This window comes from Isoptericola dokdonensis DS-3, assembly GCF_001636295.1.
Classification (GTDB): Bacteria; Actinomycetota; Actinomycetes; order Actinomycetales; family Cellulomonadaceae; genus Isoptericola; species Isoptericola dokdonensis.
In genome coordinates this window covers 651,676-672,418 of sequence record NZ_CP014209.1, presented here as the reverse complement: position 1 = coordinate 672,418, position 20,743 = coordinate 651,676, and the positions used below count along the sequence as shown (strand labels likewise).

Annotated in this window: 20 protein-coding genes and 1 pseudogene; 15 read left to right on the top strand and 6 right to left on the bottom strand. The window is 75.4% G+C overall.

Annotated features, from left to right (window positions below; translation table 11 throughout):
• Positions 1–11: 11 nt before the first annotated feature.
• The 4 genes from I598_RS03240 (at position 12) to I598_RS03225 (ending at position 7,104) form a co-directional block, all read left to right on the top strand.
• Positions 12–2,840: a DEAD/DEAH box helicase gene (locus I598_RS03240; RefSeq protein ID WP_068201222.1), complete on the top strand. Its 2,829-nt coding sequence runs from the start codon at positions 12–14 to the stop codon at positions 2,838–2,840.
• A gap of 73 nt (positions 2,841–2,913) precedes the next feature.
• On the top strand, positions 2,914–4,557 hold the full coding sequence (locus I598_RS03235; protein WP_068201220.1) for an amidohydrolase: 1,644 nt from the start codon (positions 2,914–2,916) through the stop codon (positions 4,555–4,557).
• Between the two features lies 1 nt (position 4,558).
• Positions 4,559–6,349 (top strand): apolipoprotein N-acyltransferase, encoded by a 1,791-nt coding sequence (gene lnt, locus I598_RS03230; RefSeq protein ID WP_083972815.1) that lies wholly within the window; start codon positions 4,559–4,561, stop codon positions 6,347–6,349.
• Positions 6,346–7,104: a polyprenol monophosphomannose synthase gene (locus tag I598_RS03225; protein WP_068201217.1), complete on the top strand. Its 759-nt coding sequence runs from the start codon at positions 6,346–6,348 to the stop codon at positions 7,102–7,104. Before lnt ends, I598_RS03225 begins: the two co-directional genes overlap by 4 nt.
• 116 nt (positions 7,105–7,220) lie before the next feature.
• Here I598_RS03225 and I598_RS03220 read toward each other — a convergent pair whose 3' ends face one another.
• Positions 7,221–7,565, bottom strand: a complete 345-nt coding sequence (locus tag I598_RS03220) for an RNA polymerase-binding protein RbpA (RefSeq protein ID WP_068204838.1) — start codon at positions 7,563–7,565, stop codon at positions 7,221–7,223.
• Between the two features lie 318 nt (positions 7,566–7,883).
• Here I598_RS03220 and I598_RS03215 point away from each other — a divergent pair, with 318 nt between their 5' ends.
• The 4 genes from I598_RS03215 to I598_RS03200 all read left to right on the top strand — a co-directional run bounded on the left by I598_RS03215 (position 7,884) and on the right by I598_RS03200 (position 11,122).
• Positions 7,884–9,044 (top strand): LLM class flavin-dependent oxidoreductase, encoded by a 1,161-nt coding sequence (locus I598_RS03215; RefSeq protein WP_068201215.1) that lies wholly within the window; start codon positions 7,884–7,886, stop codon positions 9,042–9,044.
• The gene (locus I598_RS03210; protein WP_068201213.1) at positions 9,041–9,661 is read left to right on the top strand and encodes an FMN reductase; all 621 of its coding nucleotides are present in this window, start codon (positions 9,041–9,043) and stop codon (positions 9,659–9,661) included. Before I598_RS03215 ends, I598_RS03210 begins: the two co-directional genes overlap by 4 nt.
• Positions 9,662–9,726: 65 nt before the next feature.
• On the top strand, positions 9,727–10,749 hold the full coding sequence (gene galE, locus I598_RS03205) for a UDP-glucose 4-epimerase GalE (protein ID WP_068201211.1): 1,023 nt from the start codon (positions 9,727–9,729) through the stop codon (positions 10,747–10,749).
• A gap of 91 nt (positions 10,750–10,840) precedes the next feature.
• Positions 10,841–11,122, top strand: coding sequence for a hypothetical protein (locus I598_RS03200; RefSeq protein WP_068201209.1), 282 nt, complete (start codon positions 10,841–10,843; stop codon positions 11,120–11,122).
• A 19-nt stretch (positions 11,123–11,141) separates the two neighbouring features.
• On the opposite strand, the gene ald is transcribed toward I598_RS03200, so the two are convergent.
• Positions 11,142–12,254, bottom strand: coding sequence for an alanine dehydrogenase (gene ald / locus I598_RS03195; protein WP_068201208.1), 1,113 nt, complete (start codon positions 12,252–12,254; stop codon positions 11,142–11,144).
• Positions 12,255–12,388: 134 nt separating this feature from the next.
• On the opposite strand from ald, the gene I598_RS03190 reads away from it, so the two are divergent.
• Entirely contained in the window at positions 12,389–12,946 is a 558-nt protein-coding gene (locus I598_RS03190; protein ID WP_198155741.1) for an Lrp/AsnC family transcriptional regulator, read from the top strand.
• A 28-nt stretch (positions 12,947–12,974) separates the two neighbouring features.
• On the opposite strand, the gene I598_RS03185 is transcribed toward I598_RS03190, so the two are convergent.
• Positions 12,975–14,090: a DNA-binding protein gene (locus I598_RS03185; RefSeq protein WP_068201206.1), complete on the bottom strand. Its 1,116-nt coding sequence runs from the start codon at positions 14,088–14,090 to the stop codon at positions 12,975–12,977.
• Positions 14,091–14,372: 282 nt separating this feature from the next.
• The gene (locus tag I598_RS03180; RefSeq protein WP_068201204.1) at positions 14,373–15,827 is read right to left on the bottom strand and encodes a tyrosine-type recombinase/integrase; all 1,455 of its coding nucleotides are present in this window, start codon (positions 15,825–15,827) and stop codon (positions 14,373–14,375) included.
• 82 nt (positions 15,828–15,909) lie between these two features.
• Here I598_RS03180 and I598_RS03175 point away from each other — a divergent pair, with 82 nt between their 5' ends.
• The 3 genes and pseudogenes from I598_RS03175 (at position 15,910) to I598_RS18005 (ending at position 17,080) form a co-directional block, all read left to right on the top strand.
• Positions 15,910–16,398 carry a hypothetical protein gene (locus I598_RS03175; protein WP_068201202.1) on the top strand — a complete coding sequence of 163 codons (489 nt, stop codon included), beginning with the start codon at positions 15,910–15,912 and terminating at the stop codon, positions 16,396–16,398.
• Positions 16,395–16,682 (top strand): annotated as a pseudogene (locus I598_RS18010) (DUF3626 domain-containing protein); the annotation flags it as partial. The gene I598_RS03175 and the pseudogene I598_RS18010, both read left to right, overlap by 4 nt.
• Before the next feature lie 74 nt (positions 16,683–16,756).
• Positions 16,757–17,080: a DUF3626 domain-containing protein gene (locus I598_RS18005; RefSeq protein WP_232314243.1), complete on the top strand. Its 324-nt coding sequence runs from the start codon at positions 16,757–16,759 to the stop codon at positions 17,078–17,080.
• Here the strand turns inward: I598_RS18005 and I598_RS03170 are convergent.
• Positions 17,046–17,528, bottom strand: a complete 483-nt coding sequence (locus tag I598_RS03170; protein WP_068201201.1) for a GNAT family N-acetyltransferase — start codon at positions 17,526–17,528, stop codon at positions 17,046–17,048. The two genes, I598_RS18005 and I598_RS03170, sit on opposite strands and share 35 nt — an antisense overlap.
• 76 nt (positions 17,529–17,604) lie before the next feature.
• Entirely contained in the window at positions 17,605–18,468 is an 864-nt protein-coding gene (locus I598_RS03165) for a phosphotransferase (protein ID WP_083972813.1), read from the bottom strand.
• A gap of 73 nt (positions 18,469–18,541) precedes the next feature.
• Between I598_RS03165 and I598_RS03160 the strand changes: the two genes are divergently transcribed.
• From I598_RS03160 to I598_RS03150, 3 genes are all read left to right on the top strand, one after another.
• Positions 18,542–18,946, top strand: a complete 405-nt coding sequence (locus I598_RS03160; protein ID WP_068201199.1) for an META domain-containing protein — start codon at positions 18,542–18,544, stop codon at positions 18,944–18,946.
• Positions 18,947–19,122: 176 nt separating this feature from the next.
• Positions 19,123–20,151, top strand: a complete 1,029-nt coding sequence (gene adhP / locus I598_RS03155) for an alcohol dehydrogenase AdhP (RefSeq protein WP_068201197.1) — start codon at positions 19,123–19,125, stop codon at positions 20,149–20,151.
• Positions 20,152–20,299: 148 nt separating this feature from the next.
• Positions 20,300–20,743, top strand: a complete 444-nt coding sequence (locus I598_RS03150) for a helix-turn-helix transcriptional regulator (protein WP_068201195.1) — start codon at positions 20,300–20,302, stop codon at positions 20,741–20,743.

The following is a 20,743-nucleotide window of genomic DNA, read 5'->3' as shown; positions in this document are numbered from 1 at the left end:
AGGCTGACGCCATGGCCGAACCCACTCCCGCCGAGCGCTACGCCGCCGCGAAGGCCCGCACCACCCGGGCCCAGGCCGACGCCGGCGAGCTCGGCCGGTTCCGCACCCTGCTCGACTTCGAGCTCGACGACTTCCAGGCGGACGCGTGCGCGGCGCTGGAGGCCGGCCGCGGGGTGCTGGTCGCCGCCCCCACCGGCGCCGGCAAGACGGTCGTCGGGGAGTTCGCGGTGCACCTGGCCCTGACCGGCGGCGGCAAGGCGTTCTACACCACGCCCATCAAGGCGCTGAGCAACCAGAAGTACCACGACCTCGTGCGCCGGTACGGCCCCGAGAACGTCGGCCTGCTGACCGGCGACACCGCCATCAACTCCGACGCACCCGTGGTCGTCATGACCACCGAGGTGCTGCGCAACATGCTGTACTCCGGCTCGACCGCGCTGGAGGGGCTGGCGTTCGTCGTCATGGACGAGGTGCACTACCTCGCCGACCGGTTCCGCGGACCCGTCTGGGAAGAGGTGATCATCCACCTGCCCGACCACGTCCAGCTCGTGTCGCTGTCCGCGACCGTGTCCAACGCGGAGGAGTTCGGCGACTGGCTCGCCACCGTGCGCGGCGACACCGTCGTGGTCGTCAGCGAGCGCCGCCCGGTGCCGTTGTGGCAGCACGTGGTGACGGCGTCGCCGGAGCAGCGGGGGGCGCCGCGGCTGTTCGACCTGTACGCGGGGCACGTGGACCCCACCGACCCGGGTCCGAACCCGCCGATCGACCCGGACCTGGCGCGGTTGTTCCGCACGCACGCCCGGTCGGGGGGTCCGCGGCGCGGCAAGGGCGACCGGGGCCACCGGGGGCGCGGCGGGCGTTCCGAGGGCGGTGCGGTGCCTCAGCGGCGCACGCCGCGCCGGCACTCGGTGGTGGAGGCGTTGGACGACGGCGCGCTGCTGCCGGCGATCTACTTCATCTTCTCGCGGGCGGGTTGCGAGGGGGCGGTGGAGCAGTGCCTGCGCGCGGGGCTGCGGCTCACGGACGCCGAGGAGGAGGCGGAGATCCGGCGCGTGGTGGAGGAGCGCACGATCACGGTGCCGCCGGAGGACCTGGACGTGCTCGGGTTCTGGCAGTGGCAGCACGCCCTGTCCCGGGGGATCGCGGCGCACCACGCGGGTCTGCTGCCGGTGTTCAAGGAGACGGTGGAGGAGCTGTTCGCCCGCGGCCTGGTGAAGGTGGTGTTCGCCACCGAGACCCTGGCGCTGGGCATCAACATGCCGGCGCGGTCGGTGGTGCTGGAGAAGCTGGTCAAGTGGGACGGCAGCGCCCACCAGGCGGTGACGCCGGGGGAGTACACGCAGCTGACGGGCCGGGCGGGGCGGCGCGGCATCGACGTGGAGGGGCACGCGGTGGTCGTGGACCACGAGGGTCTGGACCCGGTGGCGCTGGCCGGTCTGGCGTCGCGCCGGTTGTACCCGCTGCGGTCCAGCTTCCGCCCGACGTACAACATGGCGGTGAACCTGGTCGGTCAGGTGGGCGCGGAGCGGGCGCGGGAGGTGCTGGAGACGTCGTTCGCGCAGTTCCAGGCGGACCGTGGTGTGGTGGGTCTGGCGAAGCAGGCGCAGGCGCACGCCGAGGCCCTGGAGGGGTACCGCGGGGCGATGGCGTGCGACAAGGGCGACTTCGCGCAGTACGCGGGGCTGCGTCGCCGGATCGCGGACCGGGAGAAGGAGCTGTCGCGGCAGGTGCGGGGCGCGCGGCGGGCGGACGCTGTGGCGTCGATGTCGTCGCTGCGGCGTGGTGACGTGGTGGAGGTGCCGTCGGGTCGGCGCCGCGGCTACGTGGTGGTGCTGGACCCGGGCACGCACGAGGGCGGGTTCGACGGTCCGCGCCCCACGGTGCTCACCCAGGAGCGGCAGGTCAAGAAGCTCACGCTCGCGGACGTGCCGGACGGGGTGCGGGCGGTGGCGCGGGTGCGGATCCCGAAGGCGTTCAACCCGCGCCGCCCGGACGCGCGACGCGACCTGGCGTCCTCGATGCGCAACGCGCTGGGTGCGAGCCCGGCAGCGGGCGACGAGGAGCGTGGTGGTGCGCGGCACGCGTCGGACGCGGCGACGGACCGGGAGCTGGCGCGGCTGCGGGCGGCGCTGCGGGCGCACCCGTGCCACGGCTGCCCGGACCGGGAGGACCACGCCCGGTGGGCGCAGCGCGCCGACACCCTGGCCCGTGAGCACGACAAGCTGGTCCAGCGCATCCACGGCCGCACGGGGTCGATCGCGCGCGTCTTCGACCGGACGTGCGACGTGCTGGGCGAGCTCGGCTACCTGACCTCGCGCGACGGCGTCGTGGAGGTCACCGACGCGGGGCGTCGGCTCGGCCGGTTGTACGCGGAGGACGACCTGCTGCTCGCCGAGTGCCTGCGCCAGGGCGTGTGGGACACGCTCAACCCGGCCGAGCTGGCTGCCGCGGTGTCCGCGGTGGTGTACACCTCGCGGCGTGAGGAGGGTGCGGCGCACGTGCCGGGCGGGCCGGACGGCCGCCTGGCCCGGGCCGTGGACGCCACCGCCACCGTGTGGTCGAAGCTGCAGGACCTGGAGTCGGCGCACGACCTGGAGGTGACCGGACCGCTCGACGCGGGGCTGGTGGCCCCGGTGCACCGGTGGGCGTCGGGCCGCAGCCTGGAGACGGTGCTGCGCGGCACCGACGTCGCCGCGGGCGACTTCGTGCGCTGGTGCAAGCAGGTCGTTGACGTCCTGGACCAGCTGTCCGCGGCGGCCCCGCGCCCGGCGGTGCGGGCCGCGGCGCGGGCGGCGCAGGACGCGGTGCTGCGTGGCGTGGTGGCGCACTCGGTGGTGTGACGTGCCCGCGAGGTGCCGGGTGAGGTGTCCCGGCGGCGCCGGGACCGGGCGCGAGGTGCTCTAGGCTTCGGCCGTGACCTCCACGCTCTACCGCAACGGTGTCGTCCACTCCTCCGCGGACCCGTTCGCCGAGGCGATCCTCGTCGACGACGGCGTGGTCACCTGGCTGGGTGCGGAGGACACCGCCGCGGGGCTCGCCGCCCGCGCCGACGAGGTGGTCGACCTCGACGGCGCGCTCGTCACCCCCGGGTTCGTGGACGCGCACGTGCACACCCTCGCCACGGGCCTGGCCCTGGAGTCCGTCGACGCGCGCGCCGCCACCGACCCGGCGGCGCTGCTCGCCCTCGTCGCGGACGCCGCGCACGACCTGGCGGGCGTCGACCCCGCCGGCGGGCGGATCCTGCTGGTCGCAGCCGCCGACCCGGCGCTGCTGCCCGCGCTCGCGGACCTCGACGCCGCCACCGAGGGCCGGCCCACGCTGCTCGCCACGACCGACGACACCGCGCAGGTGTCGTCGTCGCTGGCGGCGCGCTGCGGCCTGGACCGCGACCCGGCCTGGGCGGGCGGCCCCACCGGGGACGGCGTCGTCGAACGGGCCACCCACGCACGGCTGCGCGCCCACCTGACCGCCCTGGACCCCGGTCTGCGCGAGCGGGCCACCATCGCGGCCCTGCGGCACGCCGCCGCCCGCGGCGTGGTGTCCCTGCACGAGATGTCGGCGCCCGCGCACGACACCCGTGCCGGGCTCGCCGCCCTCGTGGAGCTCGCCGCCGACCCGCGGCTGCCGCACGTCGCGGCGTACCGGGCCGAGCTGTGCGCCACCGCGGACGACGCCCGCGCCCTGCTCGCCGAGCTGCCGTTCCTGGTCGGCATCGGCGGCGATCTCGCCGTCGACGGCACCCTCGCCGAGCGCACCGCCGCGCTGCGCGCCCCGTACGCCGACCTCCCGCACGGACCGGGCGCGACCGACGTCACCGGCACCCTGCTCCTGGACGCCGACCGGCTCGCCGCGCACCTGCTGGCCTGCCAGGCCGCCGGCGTCCAGGGCGGGTTCCGCGTCCTCGGGGACCGGGCGATGGACGAGGTGGTCCGGGCGCTGGACGTCGCGGCGACCACCAGCGGTGCCGGACCCCTGCGGGCCGGGCACCACCGCGTCGAGCACGCCCTGTTCGTCGACGCCGCCGCGCTGGCCACCCTCCTGCTGCACGGCATCGCGCTGTCCATCCAGCCGGCCTTCGACTCCACGTGGGGCGGACCGGACGGCATGTACGCCACCCGGCTCGGCGGGCCGCGCGCCGCGAACCTGTCGCCCTTCGCCGACCTCGCCGGCGCCGGGGTTCCCCTCGCGTTCGGCTCGGGTTCGCCGAGCGTCCCGCTGGACCCGTGGCAGGCCGTGCGGGCCGCCGTCGGGCACGCCGACCCCAGCCAGCGCATCAGCGCCCGCGCCGCGTTCCGCGCCCACTCGCGCGGCGGGTGGCGCCTGGCCGGGCTCGACCACACCGGCGCGGGCGAGCTGCGCGTCGGCGCACCCGCGCACCTGGCCGTGTGGCGCGCCGAGCACCTCACCGTGCAGGCCGCGCCGGGCCGGCTGTCCCGGTGGAACCCGGAGGCCGCCGCCGGGCAGCCCCTCCTGCCGGACCTCGCCGACGACGCACCCGCCCCGCAGTGCCTGCGCACGGTGCGCGACGGCGTCGTCATCTTCGACGAGCTCGGCTGACGTGACCGCCGCCGACGCCGCCGCGAGCGCCACCCCCGTCCGCCCCGACCCGTCCGACCCGGCGGCACCGGTCCCGCCGGCGGGGCCGTCCCGCCCGGTGAGCCTGCTGCTGGCCGTCGCGGCCGGCGCGAGCCTGTGGGCCGCGTTCCCGGACGTCGGCTGGTGGCCGGCGGCGTTCGTCGGGGTCGGTCTGCTGTGGGCGGCGCTGCGCCGGCAGGGTCCGCGGGCCGCCGGCTGGAACCTGCTGGTCGGGCTGGTCGCGGGACTCACGTTCTGGCTGCCGCACATCTGGTGGGCGAACATCGCCACCGACACGGTGCCGTGGGTGGCGCTGTCGGTCATGGAGGCGGCGTTCCTGGCGGCGCTCGGCACGCTGTGGACGTGGGCGCGGCGGCTGCCGCTGCTGCGCCGGGCCCGGCCGGGCGCGTCCGCAGGCCGCCGGGTCGGGCGCTCGGTGGCGCACGCCGCGGCGTTCGCGGTGGTGTTCGTCGCGGTCGAGCAGTGGCGCTCGGAGATCCCGTTCGGCGGGTTCCCGTGGGGCCGGCTCGCCTGGGCGATGGTCGACGCCCCCACGGGGCGGGCGGCGTGGCTGGGCGGCACGACGCTGGTGACGTTCCTCGTCGCGTTCGTCGGTGTCACGCTCGCGCTCGCCGTCGTGCACGTCGCGACGCTGGTGGCCGACCGGTCCCGCACCGGCGCGGCGGGCGCGGCGGGTTCGGGCGCCGACCGCGGTGTCACCGCGGGCTCGCTGGTGGCCGTCGCCGCGGTGGCGGCGCTGTTCCCGGTGCTGCTGCCGCTGCCCGCGGGCGCCGATCCCGCCCCGCCGGTCGCCACCGCCGACCTGGCCACCCTCACCGTGGACGCGGACACCGCCACGCACGAGGTGCCCGGCCCGGTGCTGCGCGTCGGGGCGGTGCAGGGCAACGTCGGCGAGCCGGGCCTGGGGTCGTTCGCGAACCGTGCCGAGGTGCTGAACAACCACCTCGAGGGCACCTCCGCGCTCGCGCGGCGCGACGCCGGTCTCGACGTCGTGCTGTGGCCGGAGAACGGCTCCGACCTGGACCCGCAGGAGGTGCCCGAGGTCGCCGCCGCCCTCGACGGCGCGGCCGAGGCCGTGGGGGCGCCGATCCTCGTGGGCGCCCAGGAGTATCCCCCCACCGGGGGTCGCTACAACGTGTCCCTGCTGTGGCAGGCCGGGCAGGGCGTCACCGCCCGGTACGCGAAGCAGCACCCGGCGCCGTTCGGGGAGTACATCCCGCTGCGCTCCTTCGTGCGGGTCTTCTCCGCCGAGGTCGACCGGGTCACCAACGACATGCTGCCCGGCACCGAGCCGGCGGTGATCGACCTGCCGCGCGCCGAGGGCGGCACGGTGCCGATGGCGACCGTCATCTGCTTCGAGGTCGCGTACGACGAGATCGTGCGCGACGCCGTGCAGCGCGGCGCCCAGGTTCTCGTGGTGCCGACCAACAACGCGTCGTTCGGGTACTCCGCGGAGTCCACCCAGCAGCTGCAGATGACGCGCATGCAGGCGATGACGACGGGGCGCGCGGCCGTGCAGGTCTCCACGGTGGGCGTGTCGGGGGTCGTGGCGCCCGACGGCACCCTCGTGGCCGACACCGAGCTGTTCACCGCCGAGCAGATCGTCGCCGACCTGCCGCTGCGCACCACCCTCACCCCGGCCGTGCGGGCCGGGTACTGGCCCGGCTGGGTCGCGGGGGTGGCGGCGGTCGCGCTGGTCGTGGCAGGGTTCGCCTCTGGACTGGCCGGTCGACGCCTCGAGGAGGACGCGTGAGGACCCTGGTGATCATCCCGACGTACGACGAGCGGGAGTCGCTGCCGGTGACGTTGGGGCGGCTGCGCGCCGCCGTGCCGGACGTCGACGTGCTCGTCGTCGACGACGCCTCCCCGGACGGCACCGGCGCGTGGGCCGACGAGGCCGCGGCGACCGACCCGCAGGTCCACGTCCTGCACCGCCAGGGCAAGGGTGGCCTCGGCGCCGCGTACGTCGCGGGCTTCGCGTGGGGTCTGGAGCGCGGCTACGACGTGCTGTGCGAGATGGACGCCGACGGCTCCCACCGGCCCGAGGAGCTGGTACGCCTGCTGGAGCGGTCCGCCGCCCCCGACGCGCCCGGGCTCGTCATCGGGTCGCGGTGGGTGCCCGGGGGAGAGGTCGTCAACTGGCCGCGGCACCGCCTGCTGCTGTCCCGCGGCGGCAACACCTACGTGCGCCTCGCCCTGGGGATCGGCGTCAAGGACGCCACCGGCGGGTACCGGGCGTTCCGCGCCGCCACCCTGCGCGCCCTCGACCTGCCGACCGTGGAGTCGCACGGCTACTGCTTCCAGGTCGACATGACGTGGCGGGTGCTGCGCGGCGGCGGCACCGTCGCCGAGGTGCCGATCACGTTCGTCGAGCGCACCGCAGGGGTCTCCAAGATGTCCCGCGGCATCGTCGTCGAGGCCCTGACGAAGGTCACCCGCTGGGGCGCCGCGCACCGGTGGGCGCAGCTGCGCGGCCGCGAGCGCCGCGGCGTGGCCACCCGCGCCTGACGCACGGTTCGTCCGGGCACGACGAAGGGCGCCGCTCCCGTGGGGGAGCGGCGCCCTTCGTGGTCCGGACGGTCCGGCTCAGGCGGTGCTGATGCCGCCCGAGCCTGCGGTCCGGCTCAGGCGGAGCGGCGGAGCTTGCCGGCGCGCAGCAGCTCGAGACGCTCGTCGAGGAGCTCCTCGAGCTCGGAGACGGTGCGGCGCTCGAGCAGCATGTCCCAGTGGGTGCGCTGCGGCTTGGTGGGCTTGGCCTCGGGACGCTCGGCGTCGCGCAGGAGCGCCTCGCCGCCGCACTGGCACTCCCACAGCGGGGGCACCTCGGCCTCGGTGGAGAACGGCAGGATGATGGTGTGGCCGTTGGGGCAGTCGTAGTGGGCCTGGAACCGCGGGGCGAAGTCCACGCCCTCGTCGGACTCCATGCTCTTGCTGCCGATGCTCATGCCACGCAGGGAGCGGTCGGGCATGTCGTCCTCCACTGGGTCGAGGGGATGGGGCCTTGGGTGCCAACGCGCCGTCGGGGGCGGTTGTTCCGCCCGGGCGTGAAGGTCCGGTGAAGCGTACCGGCCTGCCGGGTGGCGGCGGGCCGTGGTCGGTCCCAGGGTCGCCGGGCGGCCGCGCCGACGCAAGTCGGGGAGCCCCTGGACGGCCCGGCTGTGGGTGAGGTCACCCGGGGTGCGGCCCGGGCCGGGCTGCGACGCCCGCGAGGTCGGGAACAATGGAGGGACCGCCGCGGTTGGGGCGGGTACATGCAAACGCATGGACCTTCAGGAAGGGAGCCCGCCGTGCAGTTCGGCATCTTCTCCGTCTCCGACGTCACGACCGACCCGACGACGGGGCGCACGCCCGACGACACCGAACGTGTCCGGGCGATGCTGACCATCGCCCGCCACGCGGACGAGGCCGGTCTGGACGTCTTCGCCACCGGGGAGCACCACAACCCCCCGTTCGTCGCGTCCAGCCCGACGACCATGCTCGGCTACCTCGCCGGGGTGACGAAGAACATCACCCTGTCCACGGCGACGACCCTGATCACCACGAACGACCCGGTGCGCCTCGCCGAGGAGTACGCGATGCTCCAGGTCATCTCCGACGGGCGCATGGACCTCATGATGGGCCGCGGCAACACCGGACCCGTCTACCCCTGGTTCGGCCAGGACATCCGCAACGGCATCCCGCTCGCGATCGAGAACTACGCGCTGCTGCGCCGGCTGTGGACCGAGGACGTCGTGGACTGGGAGGGCAAGTTCCGCACCCCCCTGCAGGGCTTCACCTCCACCCCCCGCCCCCTGGACGGTGTGCCGCCGTTCGTGTGGCACGGCTCCATCCGCTCCCCGGAGATCGCCGAGCAGGCCGCCTTCTACGGCGACGGTTTCCTGCACAACAACATCTTCTGGCCCATGCACCACACCCGGCAGATGGTCCGCTTCTACCGGCAGCGCTTCGAGCACTACGGCCACGGGCGCGCCGACCAGGCGATCGTCGGCCTCGGCGGGCAGGTCTTCCTGCACAAGAGCTCCCAGGAGGCGGTGCGGCAGTTCCGCCCCTACTTCGACGTCGCACCCGTCTACGGCCACGGCCCGTCGCTGGAGGACTTCTCCGCGCAGACGCCCCTGACCGTCGGCTCCCCGCAGCAGGTCATCGACCGGTACGCGTCGTTCGTCGACGACGTCGGCTACTACCAGCGCCAGCTGTTCCTCGTCGACCACGCCGGCCTGCCGCTCAAGACCGTCCTGGAGCAGATCGACCTCCTCGCCGGCGAGGTCGTGCCGGAGCTGCGCAAGATCGTCGAGGCCAAGCGCCCCGCCGACGACGTGCCGCTGAACCCGCCCACGCACGCCGAGCGCGCAGCCGCCGCGCTCGCCGCCGGCAGGTCCGCCGCCACCCACGTCGGTGACGGCACCGACGACGTCACCGGCCGCCGCGCCGAGGAAGGTGTCCGATGAACGCCACCCGCACGCTGGTGGTCGTGGCGGCCGGGCTGTCCCAGCCGTCGTCGACCCGCCTGCTGGCCGACCGCCTCACCGCGGCCACCCGCGACGCCCTCGAGCTCGAGGGGTACACCGTGGCCGTGGAGGTCGTCGAGCTGCGCGAGCACGCCCACGCGATCGTCGACGCCATGCTCACCGGCTTCCCGTCCGGCGACCTCGCCACCGCCCTGGACACCGTCGCGCACGCCGACGGCCTCGTGCTGGTCACGCCGCTGTTCACCACCACCTACTCGGGGCTGTTCAAGTCGTTCCTCGACATCCTCGACCCCGAGGTGCTCACCGGCATGCCCGTCCTGCTCGGGGCCACCGGCGGTACCCCGCGCCACTCCCTGGCGCTGGAGTACTCGCTGCGGCCCCTGCTGACCTACCTGCACGCCGACGTCGTCACCACCAGCGTGTTCGCCGCCACCGACGACTGGGCCGGCGACCCCGAGACCACCGGGGCGCTCACCCGGCGCATCGACCGTGCCGGGCGCGAGCTCGCCGTCACGCTCGGGCGCTCGCGGCGCACCGGCCCGGCCGACCCGTTCGCGGCGACCCCCGACTTCACCGACCTGCTCGGCGGGAGCTGAGCGGGGAGCACCTGGTCCCCGTGACCGGCACCGACGCACGCCCGCGACGTCGATAGGCTGACGTCATGCGCGTACTGGTCTCCGGCGGTGCCGGTTACATCGGGTCCCACACCGTGCTCTCGCTCGTCGCAGCGGGGCACGACGTCGTCGTCGTCGACGACTTCTCCAACTCCAAGCCCACCGTGGTGGGGCGCCTCGAGGCGCTGTCCGGGGTGCACGTGCCCGTGCACGCCATCGACCTGACCGACGCCGCCAAGACGGAGCGGCTGTTCGCGCACGAGCAGATCGACGCCGTCGTCCACTTCGCCGGCCTCAAGGCCGTGGGGGAGTCGGTGGCCAAGCCCCTGGAGTACTACCGCAACAACCTCGACTCCACGCTGTCGCTGCTGGAGGCGATGCGCCACCACGGCGTGCACCGCCTCGTGTTCTCGTCGTCCGCGACCGTGTACGGCGAGCACGCCCCCGTGCCGTACACCGAGGACTACGACCGGCTGTCCTCCTCGTCCCCCTACGGGCAGACGAAGGTGATGATCGAGCGCATCATGGCCGACGTCGCCGCCGCCGACCCCGCGCTGCGGGTCGCGCTGCTGCGCTACTTCAACCCCGTCGGGGCGCACCCGTCGGGGCAGATCGGCGAGGACCCCCAGGGCATCCCCAACAACCTCATGCCGTTCATCGCGCAGGTCGCCGTCGGGCGCCGCGACAAGCTCACCGTCTTCGGCGACGACTACCCCACCGCCGACGGCACCTGCGAGCGCGACTACCTGCACGTGGAGGACCTGGCCGCCGGGCACGTCGCCGCGCTCGAGCACCTCGACGACATGGTCACCCCCGTGCGGGCGTTCAACCTCGGCACCGGCACCGGCACGTCCGTGCTCGCCATGCTCCAGGCGTTCGAGCGTGCCGTCGGCCGCGAGCTGCCCTACGAGGTCGGGCCCCGCCGCGCCGGCGACCTGCCCGCGTTCTGGGCCGACCCGACCCGCGCGCAGACCGAGCTCGGCTGGCAGGCCGTCAAGACGATCGACGACATGTGCGCCGACACCTGGCGCTGGCAGCAGGCCAACCCGCAGGGCTTCCCCGACGCCTGAGGCCGCCCGCCGCCCGACCTGCGGGGACGCCACCGGTGGTGCGGTCCCCGCAGGTCTTGCGTGCCGCCGCGCACCCCGCGAGGATGTGCCCATGTCCGACGCCGCGCACCCCGCCCCCCGCTGGGACCCGGGCGCCCGCTACCGCACCTCCACGCTGCGGACCGCCGACGCCCCCCGGCTCGCCGGCCGCCTCGTGCGCGGCCCCGCGGTCCGCACCGCCGTCTTCGACCGGCCCGTGTGGCGCGCCGACCTCGGCCACGGCGGCGTCGCCACCGCCGTCGGGAGCGTCGTGGCCGCCTACCGGCGCGGCGCCGTCGACACCTCCGGCCTGGTGCGCGCCATCGGCCGCGCCCTCGGCGGCACCCACCGCTGAGGACCCACCGCCCGACGCCTCAGAGCACCGCGTCCAGCGCCGCGTGCCCCCGCGACAGCGCACCCGCCACCGCCGGGTGCACCACCTCGCCGTCGTACGTGTTCAGGCCCGCCGCGAGCGCCGCGTCCGCGCGCAGGGCATCCCGCCACCCCGTGTCCGCGAGCGCCACCACGTACGGCAGGGTGACGTTGGTCAGCGCGTACGTGGACGTGCGCGCCACCGCGCCGGGCATGTTCGCCACGCAGTAGAACACCGCGTCGTGCACCCGGTAGGTGGGGCGGTCGTGCGTGGTGGGCCGGGAGTCCTCGAAGCACCCACCCTGGTCGATCGCCACGTCGACGAGCACCGACCCCGGACGCATCGCGGCCACGACGTCGTTGCTCACCAGCACCGGAGCCTTCGCGCCCGGCACGAGCACGGCACCGACGACCAGGTCCGCCTCCAGGACCGCCTCGGTGACCGTCAGCCGGTTCGACGCCAGGGTCTGCACCCGCCCCGCCAGCTCACGGTCGGCGGCACGCAGCACGTCCACGTTCTTGTCGAGCAGGGTGACGCGCGCACCCATGCCCACCGCGACCCGGGCGGCGTTCATCCCCGACGTGCCGGCGCCGATCACCACCACGTGCCCCGCGGCCACCCCCGGCACCCCGCCGAGCAGCACCCCGCGACCACCGGCGGCGCTCTGGAGGGCGGCCGCACCCACCTGGGTGGCCAGCCGCCCCGCCACCTCCGACATCGGCGCGAGCAGCGGCAGCGCCCCCGACGCCGTCTGGACCGTCTCGTAGGCGATCGCCGTCACCCGCCGGGCCAGCAGCTCCTCGGTGAGCGCCTTGTCCGCCGCCAGGTGCAGGTAGGTGAACAGCGTCTGCCCGGGGCGCAGGTGCCCGTACTCCGCGGCGACCGGCTCCTTGACCTTGAGCACCAGCTCCCCGGCGTCCCACGTCGCCGCGGCGTCCGGGGTGATCCGGGCACCCGCCCCCGCGAAGTCGTCGTCGGTGATGCCCGCGCCCAGACCGGCCCCGGACTGGACATGCACGCGATGCCCGCGCGCGGTCAGCTCGTGCACGCCGGCCGGGGTGATCGCCACCCGGCCCTCGTGGTTCTTCACTTCGGTGGGGACGGCGACGTCCATGGCTCCGCCTTCGGGTCGGGCTCAGTGTGCGAGCGTGCGGGCGCCGGTCGGGGTGTGACCGTGCTCACCCCCAGTCTGCGGCACTCCTGCGGTCTGGCCGCCCGGATCGGTCGATCCTTCGGTAGATTGCCGTCATGGTGCCCGAATCTTCGAAGCGACCCCCCGTCGTCGGCGTCGCGGCGCACGATCTGCGGGCCCGCCTCGGCGGGCACTCCGGCCTGGAGCGCCGGGGCGAGGACACGGTGCGCCTCGACGAGGTCGACCACCGCATCCTCGCGGCGCTCGCGGACGACGCCCGGCTGGCGAACAACGCGCTGGCCGAGCGGGTCGGGGTGGCGCCGTCGACCTGCCTGGCGCGGGTGCGACGGCTGCGGGAGGCGGGCGTGATCCGCGGCTTCCACGTCGACGTGGACCCGGCCCGTGCGGGCCGTCCCCTGCAGGCGATCATCGCGGTGCGGATGCAGGGCACCGCCCGGGCGCACCTGCCGCAGTTCGCGCGCGAGCTCGTCGCGCTGCCGGGCGTGCTCGACGTCTTCCTTCTCGGTGGTGCGCACGACTTCTTCGTGCACGTGGCCGCCCCGGACACCGACGGTCTCAACGAGTTCGTCATCACGCACCTGTCGGCGAACCCCGGGGTCGCGCTGACGGAGACCAACCTCGTGTTCCAGCACGCGCGGGGCTCCTGGGGCTGACGGCCCGCGCCGCCGGGACCGGCGAAGATCAGGAAGGGCGGCCCTCCCGCGCGGACAGCACCGAGCGCAGCCCGGCGGCCTCGCCCTCGGCCTGGGCGCGGGCCGCGGCCTGCACGGCGCGGTCCCGCTCGGCCTCCAGGGCCTGCTCGCGGGCGTCGCGCAGCGCGTCACGCAGGGCGGCGACCTCCCCGTCGAGGCGGGCGGCGTCCGTCCGGGCGGCCGCGGCGTCCCCGTCGGCGACGGCGCGGTCCTGGCGCGCCCGGGCGATCTCCTCGCGGGCCTCGTCCAGGCGTTCGCGCAGGTCGTCGTTCGTGCGGCGCTCGGCCCCGACCTGCTCGTCGGCGCGGGCGTGGTCGCGCTCGGCGGCCGACCGGGCCTCGTCGGCGACGGCGAGACGTCGGCGCAGGTCCTCGACCTCGGCGGTGCGGGCAGCCAGGGCGGCGCGCAGCTCGTCGACCGTCGCGGCGGACCGCACGGCGGCGCCCTCGGCGGTGCGGCGCGCGGTGGCCTCGGCGGCGAGCCGGTCCTCGCGGTCCGCGGCGTGGGCGCGGGCGAGGTCCGCCTGCGACCGGGCGGCGCGGGCCTCTTCGCGCAGCGCGTCGAGGTCGGCCGCGAGCAGCTCGGTGTCGGCGCGGGTGGCGTCGGCGGCGGCGCGTGCTCGGGCGAGGTCGGCGTCGTGCAGCGTGCGCGCGCCGGACACCGCCTCCCGCCACAGCGCCGCCACCGCCCGCTCGACGAGCTGCGCGACGGCGGGCGGCAGGTCGGGCGTGCTGTCCTCGGCGGCCTGCGCGGCCGCGCGGTCGGCCCGCCACGCCCGCAGGTGCTCCGTCGCCAGGGCGTTGGAGCAGCCCGCGCGGTCGCGCACCGTCGCGACCGTCACGGCGCCGCCCTCGGCGGTCAGGGCGTCGGCGGCGGCGAAGACCCGCTCGCGCGGTCCGGCCGCCGGCCGGTCGGGGCCGTCCACGGTGTCGCCCGCCGGTGCGGGGTCACCGGCGGCGGACCGGCGGGCGTCGTCCGCGGGGCGGGGGAGGGTGGCGACCGGTGCGGGGGCCGGTGCGTCCGGGGTGCCCGAACCGTCCTCGTGGAGCGTGTCGGCGGGTCGAGCGGCCCCGGTCGGGCGCTCGATGGTCGGTTCGACGGGCATGGTCACCTCGGGTCTTGGCGGGTACGCGCGTGCGCGAGCCGCGATCAGGGCGTGCGGGGCGTGCGGAGCAAGGCCGGGCGTCGTCGGCCGGCGGCGCGCAGGAGGCGTCTGGGACAACGTCGCGCGGCCTCACGGACCTCGCCGCGACCATCCGATGCGGAGTAGTCGGAGGAGTAGCGCGACATTACGACGATTCCTCACCTTTGTCTGCCGACACCCGCTTTTCCAAAGCGGGTGCGCAATAAGCCGGTGGCGGCGCGACGCGCACGGTGTTTGTCCAGGTCAGAGTGCTGCTGCCGGGCGCAGCTGAGCGACGTGCGCGAAGGCTTCGACGGGCTCCGAGAGCGTGTGGTGAGCGCCGCTGGTCGTGTCGTACGCCGCGAACTGCGCGGACATCGCCTCGCCGAGCCGGTCGAGGTCGTCCTCGAACAGGCCGGCGTAGGTGCGCAGGGTGAGCACGGGGGACTCGTGCCCGAGGAGCCGCTGGACGGCCTTGACGTTCGCGCCGCCGGCGATGGCCAGGGAGGCGGCGGTGTGCCGCAGGTCGTGCAGGGTCAGGGTGGCGAAGTCCTCCGCCCCGACGGACAGGGTCACGCGGGCGGCCTGCTCGAGGCGGCGGGTGCGGGAGATGCGGGCACCACGGTCCAGGTGGTCGCGGCGTTGTCGGTCGGCCTCGGTCAGGACCGCCCAGGTCACCGGTCCCACCACGCCGTCGGCGACCAGGGCCGCCCGCCGCTGCACCGCGCGGACCGCGAACAGGGTGCCGGCGTCGAACAGTCCGCTCACCGGCACACCGAGCAGCTCCTGCAGGGTCGCGACGGCACCCCCGGCGGCGGCGACGGCCGGCCGGAACGTGTGCCGGTCGAAGCTCTCGCGGCGCAGCGGCGCACTGCCGCGCCCCGTGAAGAGCAGGCCACCGCCCGCCGCGGGAAGCAGCGCCTCGACGTCGGCGGCCAGCACACCGGGCAGCGGCACCTCCCGGCGGGCGTGCGTCTTGGTGTCCCCGAGCAGCAGGGTGCCGTCGTCGAGACGCGTGTACGCGCGCTCCACCGTGACGCGGCGGCGCAGCAGGTCCACGTCCCCGGCGCGCAGCGCCGACACCTCGCCCCAGCGCAGACCGGTCAGACCGGCCAGCAGCACCAGGGTGCGAGCACTCGGCGCGCTCGTGGCGTCCGCGACCCGGCGCAGCTGCTCGTGGGACAGGTACCGGTGCGGCTTGGTCTTCGGCGCGCGGGGCAGCGACGGCACCCGGCCCGACGGGGTGCGCGCCGGGTTCGCCGTCAGACGGCGCGCGTCCACCGCCCCGTCCAGCAGCGCCACCAGCAGCCGCACCGCGTCGCGTCGCCGGGCGGCCGAGGCCACCTGCCCCGAGCGAGGCGCCGTCATGGTGGCCGCCCACCGGGCCACGTCGTCGTGCGCGACCTGCCGCAGCGGGACCTCGCCGAACGTCGGGGCCACCAGGGAGCCGAACCGTTCCCGCTCCGCCTCCAGGGTGCGCGGCGCCCGGTCCACCCGGCCCTGCTGCCACGCCGTGAACCAGTCGGCCACCGTGACCGTCCCCGAGCGCGGGTCGACCCACTCGCCGCGCTTGCCGGCCTCCTCGGCCCGGCGCGCCTCGGCCAGCGCGTCCCGCCGCGACCGGAACGCCCGCGTGCTGCGCAGTCGCCCGTCCACCCGGAACCGCCCCACGTGCGTCGTCGACCCGTCCCGCGAGCTGCGCTTCTCGGTGTACGCCATGAGGCGGACCCTACCGGCGACCTATGACGCGCTGACCAGCACGAAGACACCCCACGCACGGCGGCCCCGCTACGGTGGACCGGTGCGCGCCGCTGTCCTGACCAGCCGTCCCGACGCCCCCTGGCTCCCGCCCGGTGGGCGCGCAGACGTCGTCCTCGACCCGGGCGGCACGGCGCCCGCACCCACGGGCCTGGTGCGCCTGCTGCTGAGACACGGCGACGAGGTGTTCTGCGTGCCCCGCGACGACGGCACGGGCCGTCTCGACCTGCCCACCCGCACCGTGGCCGACGCGGGCGACGGCCACGCCACCGTCACCGCGCTCGCTCGCGACGTCCTGGCCCTGGCCACCGAGCCCCAGCTGGTCGGCTACGTCCGCAACGTCGTGGCCGCCCCCACGCCCTGCTTCCCGTGGCCGACCCCGGACTGCCACTTCACCGTCTGGCAGGCGGACGGCGCACCACAGGTCTCCGGCACCTGGCTGCCCGCCGGACCCGGGTCGGCGCTGAGCGAGCGGCACTGGTGGCCGCTGCTCGCCGCCACTCCGTCCCAGACCGGCACCCCGGCACTATGACGTCCGGGCCCGCACCTTGGCGGACAGCGGTCGAGCACGTGCGCGCGCACGCCGCGGGCCCGCCGCTGCCACCCCACGCACGCGTCGTGCTGCACTTCCACCCCGACGCCCCGGCCGCGCACCACCGGACCGTGCTCGACGCCATCGCCACCGACGGCGTCTACCGCAGCCAGTTCGAGACCGGGACGAGCAACGGCGGCCTCACCGCCCACCGCGGCGGCGACCGCTGGACGTGGGAGAGCCGCCTCTTCGGGCGGGCCTACGACACCGCTGCGACCTGCCCGCCGACCCCCTCGACCGGTACGTCGAGGCGCACGTGCACGGCGGCGTCTGACTCGCCGAGGACGTCGAGGCGATCGTGCTCGACCCGTCCTACCGCGGCACGGCGCTCGCGGACGTCGCGTCCGCTACCGGAGTGGCGGTGCAGTGGCATGCCGGGTACCGGGCGTCGGTCGCGGCCCTCGATCCGGCCTACCGAGGGCCGGGGCCGGTACGCCTCGCCGCCCGGATCGCCGGGCAGGGGACCCTGACGCCCGCCCGGATGGGGCCTTGGCGGGCGCGTGGCGTCGTCGACGCCCGCACGCTCAAGCAGGCCTGGCACCTGCTGGCCCGCTTCGGCCGCGACGGCTCGACGAGCGCCGGGCGGGTCACAGAGGAGCGGCGGCCAGGGTCAGGGTCATGAACACGCTGTTCGGGTCGGGGCGGTAGTGGGCGAAGGGTCCGCACTCGACGAACCCCCGCCGCGCATACAGGGTGCGGGCGGGCACGAAGAACGGCTCGGCGCCCGTCTCGAGGCTGACCCGCGCGTACCCGCGCTCCAGGGCGAGGTCCAGGATCCTGTCCAGCACCGCCGACGCCACGCCCCGCCCCCGAGCCGCGCGAGCGGTACGCATCGACTTCAGCTCCCCGTGCCCGCCCGGGCCGGCCTCGATCTCGCGCAGCGCCCCGCACCCGAGCAGGGTGCCGTCGTCGTCGCGGGCCGTGACGAACCGGACCTCCGGCACTGCGAGCGCCGCCGCCTCCAGGGCATGCACGGACTCCGGGGGAGAGGTGGCCCGCATCTCGGCGAGATGCTCGTCGAGCAGGAGCTGCACGTCGTCGCGCAGGGGGGAGTCGAGAGAGACGTTCACGCCCTCATCATCGGCGAGTCATGTTTCGCCGGGATTGCCCGTCCATCGGGTGGTCGTCGCCGGGGATGGCGCTCCCTCACCGGTCCGGCTGGTCCGCCGCGAGCGCCTGCGCGACCATGCGATGCCCCTGCGCCTCGAACTCGGCGTCCCCGACGAGGTACGCCCACGCCGCGGTGCCGACGGCCTCGCGCACCAGCACCCGCCGCCACGCCGCCCCGTCCGGCCAGGGCGCCCCGTACCCGTCGACGAACGCGTCCCGCAGCGCGCCGGGCGCAGCGAGCTGCTGACGGGCGAGGCGCGCCAGGTCGGTCATGCCGGGACGCCATTCGGCCCGGCCCAGGTCGATGACCCGCACCACGGAGGCGTCGACCAGCCAGTTGCGGGGCTGGAAGTCGCCGTGCGTGGGCACCACCCGCACCGGGGGGTGCTCGTGCGCGCGGATCACCCGACGTAGCTGCTCCACGACGTCCGGCGCGAGGCGGTGCGGCCCGTCCAGCCACGCCAGGGCGCGGGCGTCCGCCGCGGCCTCGAAGTCGCCGTCCACCCGCGAGCCCAGCGCGTGCAGGTCCGCCAGCGCCCGCCCCGCCTGCCGGTACGTGTCCGGGATGCGCTCCGCGCGCGTGCCCTCCACGAGCTCCCCGTCGAGCCACGCCGTGGCCAGCACCCGGCGCTCGCGGTCGGCGTGCAGCAGCCGCGGCCACCGTCCGCCCGCGACCAGGGGCGCGAGGACCTCCTCGTGCGCGGCGATCTCCCGGACCAGGTGATGATCGGCCGGCCCGGACGCCTTGAGGGCGACGTCCGGGCCGTCCGCGCGGCGCAGCCGCAGCACCCGCGTCGACGTCAGCCCCCACGACAGGTCCGCCACCACCTCGACCTCGCCGAACCAGCGCGCCACCAGGCCACGCTGCGCGTCGTCCAGGCCGGACAGCTCCGAGGTCACGCCCGTACCGTAGCGGCCCGCCCGGGCACCACGCCTCCAGCGCGCACCCAGCACCAGCGCCTAGCCTGACCGGGTGACCCGCCGCCTCCTCGCCGCCCTCGCCCTGCTCCTGGCCGCCACGCTGGCGCTCGCGGCGTGCTCCTCGCCGCCGGACCTGGAGGGACGGACGTTCGTGGCGGCGTCGAGCACGGGCCACGAGCTGGTCGAGGGCAGCCGTCTGGTGCTGGTCTTCTCCGACGGCACGGTGGGTGCGCAGCCGGGCTGCAACAGCATGTCGGCGCCGGCGACGTGGGACGACGGGGTGCTGCGCCTGACCGGTCAGATCGCCTCGACCCGGATGGCGTGCTCCGATGACCTGATGGCGCAGGACGACTGGTTCGCGGGCGTGCTGGGCGCCGAGCCGACGCTCGAGCTCGACGGCGACACCCTGACCCTCAGCACGGCGGACGTCTCGGTCGTGCTCGTCGAGTCCGCCTGACACACGCGGGCCGCGGAACCGGGGGAGCACCACCACGTGGGAGCAGGATCACAACACCTCGGCACGGTGTGGTCTGACCACAAGGCCTAGAGTGGAGGCATCGACAACCCGGGGCCCGCCTCCCGACGACCGGACCCCACACCGAAGAACAGCCAGGTCCGACCCAGGAGGTCACCATGACCATGAAGGCCGCCGTCGTCCGCGAGTTCCGCGCCCCCCTCGACGTCACCGACGCCGAGCTCCCCACCCCCGGCCCCGGCCAGGCACTCGTCAAGGTGCTCTACTCCGGCGTCTGCCACACCGACCTGCACGCCGCCCACGGCGACTGGCCCGTCAAGCCCACCCCGCCCTTCATCCCCGGCCACGAAGGCGTCGGCGAGGTCGTGGCCGTCGCCGACGACGTCACCCGCCTGCACGTCGGCGACACCGTCGGCAACGCCTGGCTGTGGAGCGCCTGCGGCGAGTGCGAGTACTGCGAGACCGGCCGCGAGACCCTCTGCCCGAACCAGCTCAACGGCGGCTACTCCGTCGACGGCTCCTTCGGCCAATACATGCTCGTCGACGCCACCTACGCCCCCATCGTGCCCGCCGGCGTCGACCTCGCCGCCGCCGCACCCATCCTGTGCGCCGGCGTCACCGTCTACAAGGGCCTCAAGGAGTCCGAGGTCAAGCCCGGCCAGTGGGTCCTCATCTCAGGCATCGGCGGCCTCGGCCACATCGCCGTCCAGTACGCCCACGCCATGGGCATGCGCGTCGTCGCCGTCGACGTCTCCGACGACAAGCTCGCCCTCGCCCGCCGGCACGGCGCCGAGGCCACCGTCAACGCCCGCACCACCGACGACGTCGTCGCCCGCATCCACGAGGTCACCGGCGGCGGAGCCCACGGCGGCCTCGTCACCGCCGTCAACGGCAAGGCCTTCCCCCAGGCCGTCGGCGGACTACGCCGCGGCGGCACCGTCTCCCTCGTCGGCCTGCCCCCCGAGGAGTTCGGCCTCGACATCTTCTCCACCGTCCTGTTCGGGCTCACCGTCCGCGGCTCCATCGTCGGCACCCGCAAGGACATGACCGAAGCCCTCGACTTCTTCGCCCGCGGGCTCATCGAACCCACCTACACCGTCCGCCCCCTCGCCGACATCAACGACATCTTCGACGAGATGCTCCACGGCGCCATCGACGGCCGCGTCGTCATGGACATGCAGGCCTGACACCGACCCGCACGCCACCCGCGTGCACCGCGCTCCCACCCGCTCGGCCCACCGGGAGCGCACCGACGGCCGGACCCGCACCCCGCAGGTCCGGCCGTCGGCACGCCCGCACCCGCCCCACCCCGGCACGACATGGCAGCATCGACCCATGACCCGGACCGCCGCCGACCAACGGCTGCGCGACCTCGCCGTCCTGCGCCGCGTCCGCGACCGCATCGACCGCGACCACGCCCAACCCCTCGACGTCGAGGCGCTCGCGGCCGACGCCGGGATGTCGGCCGGGCACCTGAGCCGCCAGTTCCGTGCCACCTACGGCGAGTCGCCGTACAGCTACCTCATGACGCGCCGCGTCGAACGCGCGATGGCGCTGCTGCGCCGCGGCGACCTGTCCGTCACCGAGGTCTGCTTCGCCGTCGGGTCGAGCTCGCTGGGCACGTTCTCCACCCGCTTCTCCGAGCTCGTCGGGATGTCGCCCAGCGAGTACCGGCGCCGCGCGGCCACCGCCGCCGCGCACGAGCTGCCGTCCTGCGTCACCAAGCAGGTCACCCGACCGATCAGGAATCGAGAAGCACCGCCGCCCGCGCAGACCTAG